The organism is Sphingobacterium sp., from assembly GCF_032065005.1.
Taxonomy (GTDB): Bacteria; Bacteroidota; Bacteroidia; order Sphingobacteriales; family Sphingobacteriaceae; genus Sphingobacterium.
The window spans coordinates 28713-40788 of sequence record NZ_DAMBMM010000010.1; the positions used below are offsets into that span (position 1 = coordinate 28713).

The 12076-nt window shown below is 43.0% G+C and carries 11 protein-coding genes; 10 read left to right on the forward strand and 1 reads right to left on the reverse strand.

Features of this window, described 5'->3' with window-relative positions; translation table 11 throughout:
• The first annotated feature begins 234 nt into the window (after positions 1–234).
• From RT138_RS15160 to RT138_RS15195, 8 genes are all read left to right on the forward strand, one after another.
• A complete protein-coding gene (locus RT138_RS15160; protein ID WP_313191353.1) occupies positions 235–822 on the forward strand; it encodes an NlpC/P60 family protein in 588 nt (195 codons plus the stop codon).
• Positions 823–930: 108 nt separating this feature from the next.
• A complete protein-coding gene (locus RT138_RS15165; protein ID WP_313191354.1) occupies positions 931–1431 on the forward strand; it encodes a hypothetical protein in 501 nt (166 codons plus the stop codon).
• Between the two features lie 316 nt (positions 1432–1747).
• Entirely contained in the window at positions 1748–2473 is a 726-nt protein-coding gene (gene aqpZ / locus RT138_RS15170; RefSeq protein WP_313191355.1) for an aquaporin Z, read from the forward strand.
• 319 nt (positions 2474–2792) lie between these two features.
• Positions 2793–2981 (forward strand): hypothetical protein, encoded by a 189-nt coding sequence (locus tag RT138_RS15175; protein WP_313191356.1) that lies wholly within the window; start codon positions 2793–2795, stop codon positions 2979–2981.
• Positions 2974–4794, forward strand: coding sequence for a DNA polymerase III subunit gamma/tau (locus RT138_RS15180; RefSeq protein ID WP_313191357.1), 1821 nt, complete (start codon positions 2974–2976; stop codon positions 4792–4794). Before RT138_RS15175 ends, RT138_RS15180 begins: the two co-directional genes overlap by 8 nt.
• A 71-nt stretch (positions 4795–4865) precedes the next feature.
• A complete protein-coding gene (gene rlmB, locus RT138_RS15185; RefSeq protein ID WP_185213508.1) occupies positions 4866–5642 on the forward strand; it encodes a 23S rRNA (guanosine(2251)-2'-O)-methyltransferase RlmB in 777 nt (258 codons plus the stop codon).
• A 5-nt stretch (positions 5643–5647) separates the two neighbouring features.
• The gene (locus tag RT138_RS15190; protein WP_313191358.1) at positions 5648–6271 is read left to right on the forward strand and encodes an HPP family protein; all 624 of its coding nucleotides are present in this window, start codon (positions 5648–5650) and stop codon (positions 6269–6271) included.
• A 100-nt stretch (positions 6272–6371) separates the two neighbouring features.
• Entirely contained in the window at positions 6372–7904 is a 1533-nt protein-coding gene (locus tag RT138_RS15195; protein WP_313191359.1) for an aspartate/glutamate racemase family protein, read from the forward strand.
• A gap of 42 nt (positions 7905–7946) precedes the next feature.
• Here the strand turns inward: RT138_RS15195 and RT138_RS15200 are convergent, their stop codons facing one another.
• Positions 7947–9773, reverse strand: coding sequence for a DEAD/DEAH box helicase (locus RT138_RS15200; RefSeq protein WP_313191360.1), 1827 nt, complete (start codon positions 9771–9773; stop codon positions 7947–7949).
• Between the two features lie 464 nt (positions 9774–10237).
• Between RT138_RS15200 and RT138_RS15205 the strand changes: the two genes are divergently transcribed.
• Both RT138_RS15205 and RT138_RS15210 read left to right on the forward strand, forming a co-directional pair.
• The gene (locus tag RT138_RS15205; protein WP_313191361.1) at positions 10238–11728 is read left to right on the forward strand and encodes an amino acid permease; all 1491 of its coding nucleotides are present in this window, start codon (positions 10238–10240) and stop codon (positions 11726–11728) included.
• Between the two features lie 73 nt (positions 11729–11801).
• Positions 11802–11984, forward strand: coding sequence for a KOW motif-containing protein (locus tag RT138_RS15210; RefSeq protein ID WP_313191362.1), 183 nt, complete (start codon positions 11802–11804; stop codon positions 11982–11984).
• Positions 11985–12076 lie beyond the last annotated feature (92 nt).

Genomic DNA, 12076 nt, shown 5'->3' on the forward strand with positions numbered 1-12076 from the left:
ATGCGCTAAGGATAAAAACAGTTGATGACACAGAAAAGACAAATCCATTCGTGCAGGTCAAAATTAGCGTGCGTAAAATTTGGTTGTCGTGACAAATATTTTACGTTGAAAACCTGTTTTTAGGGATTAATAACCTATATTGTATGGCTTTGGCAATAAAGTAAGTCACATTTGTTGAAAAAAACAGGTGGGCTTTGATGGAATAGCTTGATATTTTTGGTTTGGAGGTTTTGGATGAAGATTAATTACAGCTTATTACTTTTTCTTTTGGCGGCGGTCTTGTTGAGTTCCTGTGGGGCGAAGCGAAAAACTGCCGGAGGAGGTTCTTATGGAAATGTAAAGCCTAAGAAGGGAGCTCCGATCTCGGATGCCAGTGATGCCCGAGGGGTGGAGTATTCCGGGAACAAGCTGGAAAACTATGCCGAGTTGTTGGGCGTGAAGACCAAGGATCTCGATAACAAGAACCTTTACTTGATGATCGACGAATGGATGGGCACGCCGCACCGAATGGGCGGGATGGATAAGCGTGGGGTGGACTGTTCGGGTTTTGTGACCCTGATGTATGATAGGATCTATGGCAAGGAACTGCCAAGGACTTCGCGGGACATGGCGGAAAATGTAAAGCGGAAGTATGAGAAGCAGTTGAAAGAGGGGGATCTGGTGTTCTTTTCTTTTGGCGGTCGGAATATCGACCATGTGGGTATTTACCTGCACAATGGCAAGTTTGTTCATGTGTCCACGCGCAAAGGTGTTATCATCTCCAACCTGAACGACAGTTGGTATTATAAATATTTCAAGCGCAGCGGAACGCCAAAGAGTTAGTGCCTGCTGTTTTATGACAGTATTATGTCCGATATTCGGCTTTATTCTCAAATTAGCCTGTTAAAATCTGTACAAATCCCTATTTTTGTGCACATTTTATAGCATATCATGTCAGAAAAAACTAAAAAGATTTTCTTAGGGCTATGTGTAGTAGTTCCATTCTTAATTTACTGTGTTTATTACTATTCGGCGATGGTGAAAAACGCACCATATCGGTATTCAGATTTCGACCATATCGAAATTACCTATGGATTCCCGGATTCCATGCTGAACCATTTCAATTCCAAGACACAGGAATATGATTACCTTACAAAAGATAACAAGTTGGTAGAGGATAGCTTGAAACTTCGTGACAATGACCTGTTGTACCTGCACAGGAAAGCGCAGGAGTTGGGCTTCTGGAATTTACCGGATGATATGACGGTGGACCTCAGTAAGAGACCGGCTGGCGAACGCAAGCCAAGGTACAAGCTGACCTTCGCCTATAAAGAAAAAACGAAGACTGTAACCTTTGATCCGGACTATCCAGGACCGGACAAAATGGTCGAAGCAGGCCGTACCACGATCGATGAAGTGGTAAGGATGCTGGCTACGGCAAAGGCGAGATAAAAGGAAATTTATTATTTAATTTTCTCTTAACAGTAACTTTAACCAATAGCCCTACTTTTGAGTCAAGTAATTTGTTTCAATAAATTGTTTGGTGATTTAAAGGTTATTAGGTAAAACAATTAAGAAAAAGGGTCGATGTGATATCGGTCCTTTTTTTTATTTATTGAAATTCGATTAATCCACTGTAAACTAAATTGATGCTTTGTTCCCTTCAGGAAAAAAAAGGATGACTTCCATTTTTGTGGAGATAATTCTACCATTATTTTATGAGGTAATTATTGATATTAATTGTTAATTTGTATCCAAATAATAAATTATGGAAACAAAAACATTATCTAAATTCATTGCTGAGCTGATTGGAACATTTGGTTTGGTATTGTTTGGCTGTGGTGCTGCAGCTGTTGCCGGAGGTGATACGCTAGCGCATACCTCTGGCCTAGGGTTATTGGGGATTTCCTTGGCTTTCGGTTTATCCGTGGTAGTTTTCGCCTATGCGATTGGCGGTGTTTCGGGTTGTCACATCAATCCGGCGGTTACCCTGGGTGTCCTGGTCTCGGGAAGGATGTCCGGAAAGGATGCTATAGTTTATATTGCTGCCCAAGTATTGGGTGGTATCTTAGGTGCCTTTGTGCTGAAGACCATTTTGTCGGGCCAGATTGCTGGTTTCAGTGCTGGTGAATGGGCCTATGGGTCGAATGGCTGGGGCGCAGGTTATCAGAATGAGTACGGAATGATGGCAGCATTTATCACCGAAACGGTATTGACGGCCCTGTTCCTGTTCGTTATCTTGGGAACCACATCAAAACTTGGTAATGGAACCATGGCCGGTCTGGCTATCGGTTTTTCCTTGGTTTTGATCCACATGGTTGCTATTCCTATTACAGGGACTTCGGTAAATCCTGCTAGAAGCCTTGGACCTGCAATTTTTGCAGGTGGAAATGCCATTTCCCAAGTTTGGTTGTTCTTGGTCGCTCCGTTTGTTGGTGCCGTAATCGGTGCCGTACTGTGGAGACTGGTACAGAACGATCCGAAAAGTGCATAATTGAAAATATTATTTTGATTAATTTAAATGAAAGAGTTGCCCCATTGGGCAGCTCTTTTTTTGTGGGTAGGGATGGGTAGGGGTTTGAACCAGGATGCCCTTCGGCGTCGCTCAGGGTACAGGATGGGGGTTCGACAGGCTCACCCACCGGATGGACCATGATCTGGGATTAAACCCGGATGCCCTTCGGCGTCGCTCAGGGTACAGGATGGGAGGATAGGCCAAGATCGTAAATCAAGGCCGCTTGAGGTTAAGGTAAATGTTTTTTTGTTTTTGATTCTAAACGATCAGTGAGGAATCTGTACGTTTTTCCTGCAACATGTCCTGGCATCCTGTAGCGAAGGTGCAGGAACTGATCGCCAATACAAGCTTTTATGATTTCAGTGTCACTCCTCGTGCAATCCCCATCATCGCTGTTCGTTCTTCATTTGCACATTCAGAGAAATATGCTCAAAACGGTTTTTGTTTGTGCCAAACTTTGAAAATGATTATCTTCGTGCATGGATAATTTCATTGTCTCTGCGCGGAAATATAGGCCGGTCACTTTTGACTCGGTGGTAGGGCAGCAACACATTACCGGAACACTTAAGAATGCAATACATAACAACCAGTTAGCTCAGGCATTTCTGTTCTGTGGACCTCGTGGTGTTGGTAAAACTACCTGTGCCCGTATTTTGGCAAAGACAATTAACTGTGAGCATATCACGGAATCGAATGAAGCTTGTGGGCAATGTGATAGCTGTAAGTCTTTCCAGAATGGGAATTCCTTCAGTATCCATGAGCTGGATGCGGCTTCCAACAACTCGGTTGACGATATCCGTTCCTTGATCGATCAGGTGAGGATCCCACCTCAAACTGGTAAGTACAAGATCTATATCATCGATGAGGTTCACATGCTTTCGCAACAGGCTTTCAATGCTTTTTTGAAAACCTTAGAGGAGCCACCTTCCTATGCGATCTTTATCCTAGCTACCACGGAGAAGCATAAAATCCTTCCTACCATTCTTTCCCGTTGTCAAATCTTTGATTTCAACAGGATCAAAGTGGAGGATATGGCGAACCATCTTGCTGCCATTGCGGAAAAAGAAGCGGTAACCTATGAGATGGATGGCTTGCATGTCATTGCGCAGAAAGCTGATGGCGGTCTACGTGATGCACTTTCGATGTTTGACCAGATCGTTAGTTTTTCCAATAAGAACCTGACCTACCAAGCGGTAATCAACAATCTAAATATCTTGGATTATGATTACTACTTCCAATTGATGGATGCCATCGCCAGACAGGATGCTGCCAATACCTTGTTGATTTTTGATAAGGTGCTGAACAACGGTTTTGATGGCGGACATTTTATCGCTGGCTTATCTTCACACATCCGTAATCTATTGGTGAGCAAGGAGCCAAGTACCTTGAAGTTATTGGAAGTTAGTGAAAACGTGAAGAAAAGGTATCTGGAGCAATCACAATCGCTTTCCAGCGGTCTGTTGTTATCTGCCTTGAATATCGCAAACCAATGTGAGGTCAATTATCGCAGCAGTAAGAACCAAAGATTGCAGGTGGAGCTGTCCTTGCTGAAAATGTGCCATATTGCGAGTGCAATTCAACTAGGAGCAGAAGGTCTACCAGCATTAGCTGAATTAAAAAAAAAACTCCCTAACCCAGGTGTAAGCCCTGCTGCTGCAAATGGCTCTGGGCCAGCTGCAACGGAGAAAATTGCTTCTCAGGCTGCTCAAACCGCCGCTCAACCCGCGGCAATGCCAAAGCCTGCGCCAAGTACTCCGGTATCCAAGCCGGCAGCTGTAAGTTCAAATCCAGTTCCTGCAACTGATACTCCTAAACCGGCCGCTAAAGGCTGGGGCAATATCAAGACTTCTATTTCCGTACCTAACCTGAATACGATCTTTGACGATAAAAAGTCAGAGGGTGACGATGAAAATGAATTGGTGGAAGGAAATGAATTCTATGAGGTTACCCAGAACGGATTCTTGAGCAAATGGAATGAGTTTGCTGAAATCCTCCGTAACGAGAGCAAGATTACGCTGTACACCATTATGACCTCGAATGCGCCAGTCCTGGAAGGGACGACCATTAAGGTGGAGGTGGAGAACATGGTGCAGATGGAAGAGCTTAAGTTAGGTAAGATCGATATGCTGAATTATCTCAGGGTGCAATTGCGAAACTTCTCCCTGGATATTGACGGGGTGATGGTAGAGAAGTCCAAAGAGCGCAAACCTTATACATCACAGGAAAAATATCAGGCCATGGTTGCCAAAAACCCGGCGCTTGATGAGTTGAGAAAAACATTTGATTTGGGTTTAAGCTAATCATTTTTCTTTTCTACCTTTGTACGAATTATTTTTCAGGCTGTTAAGGCCTTTATCCATAATAAAAACACATGCAAAATTTTCAACGTAGGGACAGGTCCGAAAAGCGTGAGACAAATCAGATGGTATTTGGGATCCGTGCTGTCATGGAAGCCATTGATAGTGGAAAAGAAATAGAATCCTTATTTGTTCAACGTGGTCTGTCGGGACCTTTATTTGCTGAATTCAAAGCTTTAGTAAAGGAGCAGAATGTTGCATTCCAGCAGGTGCCTATTGAAAAATTAAATAGAATTACGCGCAAGAACCATCAAGGTGTCATCGCCGTTATCTCTCCGATTACGTATCAGGACATTGAAGACCTATTGCCAACGATCTATGAAAAAGGGGAAACTCCTTTGTTGTTGATGTTGGATGGGGTGACCGATGTCAGGAATATGGGAGCGATAGCACGTACAGCGGAATGTGCTGGGGTGCATGCGATCATTGTTCCTAAAAAGGGTTCTGCGGAAATCAATCCAGATGCGATCAAAACTTCAGCCGGTGCTCTTTATAAGATTCCGGTATGTAGACAGGATTCATTAGGCCGTGTTGCAAAATTCTTGATTGACTCCGGTGTTCAATTGGTCGTGAGTACCGAAAAAACCAAGGAATCGATCTATGATGTGGATTATACCACGCCTAGCTGTATCATCATGGGTGCAGAGGATGTTGGTGTGTCGGACGATTTGATCCGTATATCGGATAAATTGGCTAAGATCCCGATGTTCGGCGAGATTGAATCCCTGAATGTATCGGTTTCAGCTGCCGTTGTAATTTATGAAGCGGTTAGACAGCGCAATATTTCCTAAGCTTGGTGGATAGACTTAAAAAATCTGTAGCTAGGCATTTCAGGGTTTATCGGTATGTGATGTACCGAGAGACCTTGGTGGACTTCAGGGAACATTTCTGGTCCTTTCTGGGTGCCTTTATTGGAATAGGGCTGATTGCATTTATACAGTCGCTTCACTTTCCTCCTTTAGAAAATGTATTCTTAATAGGCTCCTTTGGAGCCTCTGCTGTTTTAGTTTATGGCGCTATCCAGAGTCCCTTGGCACAGCCTCGAAACTTGGTTGGTGGACATGTGGTTTCGGCCATCGTTGGGGTGACCATTGCAAAGGTACTGCCGGATGTGATCTGGTTGACAGCTCCTTTAGCAGTAGCTAGCTCTATTGTTGCGATGCAGTTCAGTAGGACCTTGCACCCGCCCGGTGGAGCAACAGCGCTGATTGCAGTAAGTGGGGGAGCGAAAATCACGGAATTGGGCTATCTCTATGTCTTAGCACCAGTCCTGTTGGGGACATTAATCTTGCTGTTGGTGGCATTGATATTTAACAATATCACCAAGAAGAGACATTATCCAGTCCGATATTCCCGACTGCGGAGATCAAGACGAAAGCAATTGAAGCAACGATTTGAAAGATTTAAGACCAATATTTGAATATTGGTCTTTTTTATTTGCGATAGTTGCATGTTTGTGCGTTTTTTATTTTGAATATCAGAATAAACGAATAACTTTACGGCAATCTACCGAATGTCCAATGAAATACCTAACTATGCTAAATGGCCTGGCCATTTTTGCGCTTTCGCTTGGCAGTACATGTTATGTGCAGGCACAAAGCCCTTTAAAGATCGAGGAAGCCATCTTAAAGGATCAGAAAAACTTTTACTATGTTGATTTCAAGAAATATCCTAAGTCGTTGAACAATCTTCCGATCGGTGTTTTTGATTCCGGTACGGGTGGTTTGACCGTGTTGGATGCACTCGTAAATTTCGATGAACACAACAATCGCTCGAGATCGAAGGAAAAGGATGGCGTGCTTGATTTCAAGCAGGAGAATTTTATCTATTTGGCGGACCAGGCGAATATGCCTTATGGAAATTACCATTCCGCTGAAAAGGATGATCTTCTGATTGAACATATCTTCAAGGATTTTCAGTTCTTGCTTTCGAACAAATATTATCCTAACTATCAGGCTTCAAAATTCAACAGTGATAAGGAAAAGGTGAAGGCAATAGTGATTGCCTGCAATACAGCAACTGCCTATGGGTATAAGGATGCTGAAGCCTTTATGAAAAAGACCAATCTTGATATTCCGGTGATCGGTGTAATCAATGCAGCTGCACGAGGTACGTTGGCTCTGTTTGATAAAGATGAGTCGGGCTCCATAGCGGTATTTGCTACTGTGGGGACCATTGCTTCTGGTGGATATGAACGAACGCTAAGGGAGCAGATCGCTCTTACTGGCCATACTGGGGACTTGCAGATCTTTAATCAAGGTGGGCATGGCGTTGCTGAGGCCGTAGATGAAGAACCGGATTTCATAAAGACCAGCGCCAATGCACCGCGGACCGACTATAGAGGGCCATCCCTAGATAGCAAGGATTATAAGATTGACCGTACACTAATGGATATCTATAATTTTAATTTTGATAAAAACCAGATGCTGTGTGATAGTAAGGATACGGAAGATTGCACGATGATGCAGATCAATTCTTCGGAAAACTATATCCGGTATCACTTGGTGAGTTTGCTGGAACAGATGCGTAATACGGAAGGGGCAAAGCCATTGAAAGCGATGGTTTTAGGCTGTACGCATTACCCTTATCTGGTCAAGGAAATCAATCAGGTATTAGGCGAACTGAAGGAATACAAAGGGAATGATGGAGCGTATAAATACAGGGCATTGATCGATAATGAAGTCCATATCATTGACCCATCTGTTTTTGTTGCCCGTGAATTATATGAGGCCTTGGAAAAGCAGGAGCTGTTTAATTCCAAAGGGGATATGTTGAAGAATTCGGAGTTTTATATCTCCGTTCCAAACCAAGATAATAAATCGGTGCAATTGGAAGGGGGAGAAGCTAGGTTCACCTATGACTATAAATATGGGAGGAAGGAAAATGAGATCCAGGAGTATGTGAAGGTAGTGCCTTTTGATCGAGGTAATATATCGGACATGACCTTGGAGAGGTTTAGGAACGTTATTCCAAATACCTATGAGTTGATGCGTAACTTTTCAGAGGGCAATAGCAAGATGAAAGGACATGCTGAAGAGATCAGGATCAAGTAATAAAAAAATAAGCTCCAAATTTGGAGCTTATTTTTTTGTTTTCTAATATCTGTTTCTAGACTCTCTGTCTTTGCGTTTTCCGGAGAAATCACGGAAACCACCGCCAGATCCGCCTCTGTCGCCCCTGTCTCTACGACCAGAACCACCTCCGCGATATCCGCCTCTGTCTCCACCTCTATCACCTCTGTCTCTACGGTCACCACCGCCGAAACCACCAGAACGGCGTCTTCCACCTCTGTCTGATGAAGGTCTGTCTCCAGAAACTTCGATTCTAACGTCTCTACCGTTAAAATCTACACCCTTGAATCCTTGGAATACACTGTCTACGTCAGCATCAAGTACTTCGAAGAAAGTGAATACACCTTTAAGGTCTATTTTACCAACTGATTTACCGGAGATCTTACCTTTGTTACAGATGTAAGAAAGCATGTCTCCACGGCTGAACTCATCCACTGATCCCAGGTTGATAAACAAACGGGTATAACCTTTGGATCCAGTACGACGCTCACCTCTTTCACCACGTTCGCCTCTTGCTTCGCGGGCTTCCATGTTCAAGTCAGGAGCATCTTGGTAGTAGTTCAAGAATCTGTTGAATTCCAAAGAAGCGAATTTTTTGATTACTTCTTCTTTTGAAAGATCTTGCAAACTTTCCATGATCTGAGGTAAGAAAGCTGTGATCTGATCTTCATGTACCTCTACGTTGTGTACTTTGTCAACTAGAGATAGCAATTGTTTTTCACATACTTCAGTACCCTGAGGAACTTGTTTGCGGATAAATTCTTTTCCGATAATCTTTTCGATATGACGGATTTTGCTCATTTCTTTCACATTGATCAATGAGATCGAAATACCAGTTTTACCGGCACGAGCGGTACGACCAGAACGGTGCGTATAGTTTTCAGTTTCGTCTGGTAATGAATAGTTGATTACGTGTGTTACGTCATTCACGTCGATACCACGAGCTGCAACGTCAGTAGCAATCAATAATTGCAAGTTGCGTTCGCGATAGCGTTTCATTACTTTATCACGTTGCTGTTGCGAAAGATCACCGTGCAGGGAGTCGGCGTTGTAGCCATCTTTGATCAATGCTTCAGCGATTTCTTGCGTTTCAATTTTAGTACGGCAGAATACTATACCAAAGATTTCAGGGTAATAGTCGACAATACGTTTAAAAGCAGCGTATTTGTCCTTAGCCTTGATCATGAAGTATTGGTGCTCGATATTCTCGTTACCCGTATTCTTGGTTCCTACAGTCAACTCTTTCGGGTCGTTCATGTAGTTCTGCGCGATACGGCGCACTTCTTTAGGCATGGTTGCGGAAAACAACCAAGTTTTTTTGTCGTCAGGAGTTTCAGAAAGGATATTGTTAATGTCCTCTTGGAATCCCATGTTCAACATTTCGTCAGCTTCGTCAAGCACTACATAGCGAACATTGGAGAAGTCAATGGCATTACGGCCAATGATATCCAACATCCTACCTGGAGTGGCAACAACGATTTGAACACCACGACGAATCTGGCGTAATTGATCACCGATATTGGCACCGCCATAAACGGCAACCACATGTACGTTATCGATGTACTTGGCAAATTTTTCTAGGTCTCTTGCGATTTGCAAACATAGCTCACGCGTTGGACATAGAACCAATGCTTGAGGTTGTTTTGATGAAAAGTCTAGTTGTTCTAAAAGTGGAAGACCAAATGCCGCTGTCTTCCCTGTACCTGTTTGGGCTAATCCGACAAAATCGTCGTTACCAGTCAGTAATACAGGAATGGCTTTTTCCTGGATGGGAGAAGGTTTCTCGAAACCTAACTCAGTGATGGCATTAACAATCTCATGACGGATTCCCAGTTCTAAAAATGGGTTCATGAAATAAAATATACAATAGGCACTATTGCCTAAGGCGGTGCAAAGGTAATTACAATAATTGATAAATCCTAATTTTCAATAGTTTGTGGAATGAAAAATGTTTTATTTCCGTTTTTCGGAATAGGTCCACAAATGCAATTGCTGTAATTTCTTTATCTAGCTATTAAACAATGGTTTTTTCTTAAGGTTTTGGTTTAATTATCAATACTTATAAAAGAAATTTGAGGATTTTTCAGGATGTAGCAAAAAAGTGATAAATGCCAGGGGTTTAATTATTTTGAATTGATTGGATCCTGCCAATAATTATTCTGACAAGTGTTGTCCGGAACGAATGATTGCAAAGAAATTGGGTTAAATCATTGTAGTTTTTAATTTATTAGCGTCCTTGCTAATGAATTGTTAATGAATTGTAATCTATTTTAATTTTTTTGTAGGTTTGATTCTTTAATTATTCATCTAAATTTATGTGGTATAAAAAATCTATTACAAAATTAATTTCTGAAGCTGAACAGAGCGGCGAAGGTACCCTGAAACGGACCTTGTCCAGTTCTGGTCTGATTGCTTTGGGGATTGGAGCCATTATCGGTGCGGGGCTATTCTCTTTGACAGGGATTGCTGCTGCTGACCATGCTGGCCCTGCGGTAATGATATCTTTTGTTATTGCTGCGGTAGGTTGTGCATTTGCTGGACTTTGTTATGCGGAGTTTGCTTCGATGATTCCTGTTGCAGGAAGTGCCTACACCTATTCCTATGCAACCATGGGCGAGTTTATGGCTTGGATCATCGGTTGGGACCTTGTGCTTGAATATGCTTTGGCTGCTGCTACCGTAGCGGTGAGCTGGTCGCAATATGTCAATGAGCTGTTCTTATTGATAGGGGTCCATCTCCCCCAGGAGGTGCTGGCGGGACCATTTGAAGGCGGGGTAATCAACCTGCCTGCCATTATCATCGTTTGTCTCCTGTCCCTACTACTGATGCGCGGAACGCAGGAGTCTTCCTTTGTCAATAACATCTTGGTTGTGTTGAAGGTAGCTGTTGTGATCTTGTTTATCGTGTTGGGCTGGCAATTTATCGATCCTGCAAACCATACGCCATTGATCCCTACCAACGAAGGTGAGGAAATGGTGAAGACTGGGCAAATGGGATTCTGGGAGTTCTGGAATAGTGATTATCGGGGACACTATGGCTGGACTGGAATTCTACAGGCTGCAGGGGTTGTGTTCTTTGCATTTATCGGTTTTGATGCGGTTAGTACTGCGGCGCAAGAAGCGAAAGATCCTAAAAAAGGCATGCCAATCGGGATTATAGGTTCTTTGATCGTCTGTACCATATTATATGTATTGTTTGCCTATGTAATGACAGGTTTGGCACCTTATACTGTATTCAGTGGTGATGCAAAACCCGTAGCGACGGCATTTGAAAAAACTGGCTATCATTTCTTGAATACGGCGATGATCGTGACGATCATTGCTGGGTATACATCGGTGATCCTGGTGATGTTGTTGGGACAGAGCCGCGTATTCTATTCGATGAGTAAGGATGGTTTGTTGCCTAAATTGTTCTCGGACCTTTCTAAACGTCAGACGCCTTGGAAAACAAACTTGATCTTTATGATCTTCGTTAGCTTGTTTGCTGGTTTTGTGCCGGTTTCAGATCTTGGACATATGGTAAGTATCGGAACATTGTTCGCCTTTACCTTAGTATGTATCGGAGTGTTGGTGTTGCGTAAAACCAATCCAAATATTGAGCGTCCATTTAAGACGCCTTTGGTGCCATTGGTGCCAATCTTAGGTATCTTAGTGTGTGTTCTGATGATGGCAGGTCTTCCGATCGAGAGCTGGGAGCGTTTAGGGATCTGGATGGCAATCGGTGTCGCATTCTATTTCTTGTACGGACATAAACATTCCAAGATCAGGAAGGAGAAAGAAGCAGAAGCTTCTGGAACTTCTGAATAAGGATAATCATATTTAATCATAGGGGTAGGGCACAGGCTTTCTACCCCTTTTTATTTTAACCATACAGTAATTTATGGATACGATAAGGGATGGGAATTTTTGCCAAGTAATCGCTGGGACCCATAAAGGGAAATCTGGTAGAGTGAAGGACCTGCATATAAGCAAGACCGGCCATCAAACCCTTACGGTGGAACAGGATTCGGGAATACGCTTTAAGACACTATTGAAAAATGTAGTCAAAGTGTTGGAAGGCTAATGGAGCTGATCTTTCCTGTAGGAAATGATAGGCCTAGATAGGGCAAAAAATAAGAAGGACCTGCATTTGCAGGTCCTTCTTGGTTGTATGTT

Excerpts from the sequence above, each read along its gene's own strand:
- RT138_RS15165 (WP_313191354.1), top strand. The coding sequence starts at position 931 with ATGTCAGAAAAAACTAAAAAGATTTTCTTAGGGCTATGTGTAGTAGTT.
- RT138_RS15160 (WP_313191353.1), top strand. The coding sequence starts at position 235 with ATGAAGATTAATTACAGCTTATTACTTTTTCTTTTGGCGGCGGTCTTG.
- RT138_RS15180 (WP_313191357.1), top strand. The coding sequence starts at position 2,974 with ATGGATAATTTCATTGTCTCTGCGCGGAAATATAGGCCGGTCACTTTT.
- RT138_RS15175 (WP_313191356.1), top strand. The coding sequence starts at position 2,793 with ATGTCCTGGCATCCTGTAGCGAAGGTGCAGGAACTGATCGCCAATACA.
- RT138_RS15195 (WP_313191359.1), top strand. The coding sequence starts at position 6,372 with ATGAAATACCTAACTATGCTAAATGGCCTGGCCATTTTTGCGCTTTCG.
- RT138_RS15210 (WP_313191362.1), top strand. The coding sequence starts at position 11,802 with ATGGATACGATAAGGGATGGGAATTTTTGCCAAGTAATCGCTGGGACC.
- RT138_RS15200 (WP_313191360.1), bottom strand. The coding sequence starts at position 9,773 with ATGAACCCATTTTTAGAACTGGGAATCCGTCATGAGATTGTTAATGCC.
- aqpZ (WP_313191355.1), top strand. The coding sequence starts at position 1,748 with ATGGAAACAAAAACATTATCTAAATTCATTGCTGAGCTGATTGGAACA.
- RT138_RS15205 (WP_313191361.1), top strand. The coding sequence starts at position 10,238 with ATGTGGTATAAAAAATCTATTACAAAATTAATTTCTGAAGCTGAACAG.
- rlmB (WP_185213508.1), top strand. The coding sequence starts at position 4,866 with ATGCAAAATTTTCAACGTAGGGACAGGTCCGAAAAGCGTGAGACAAAT.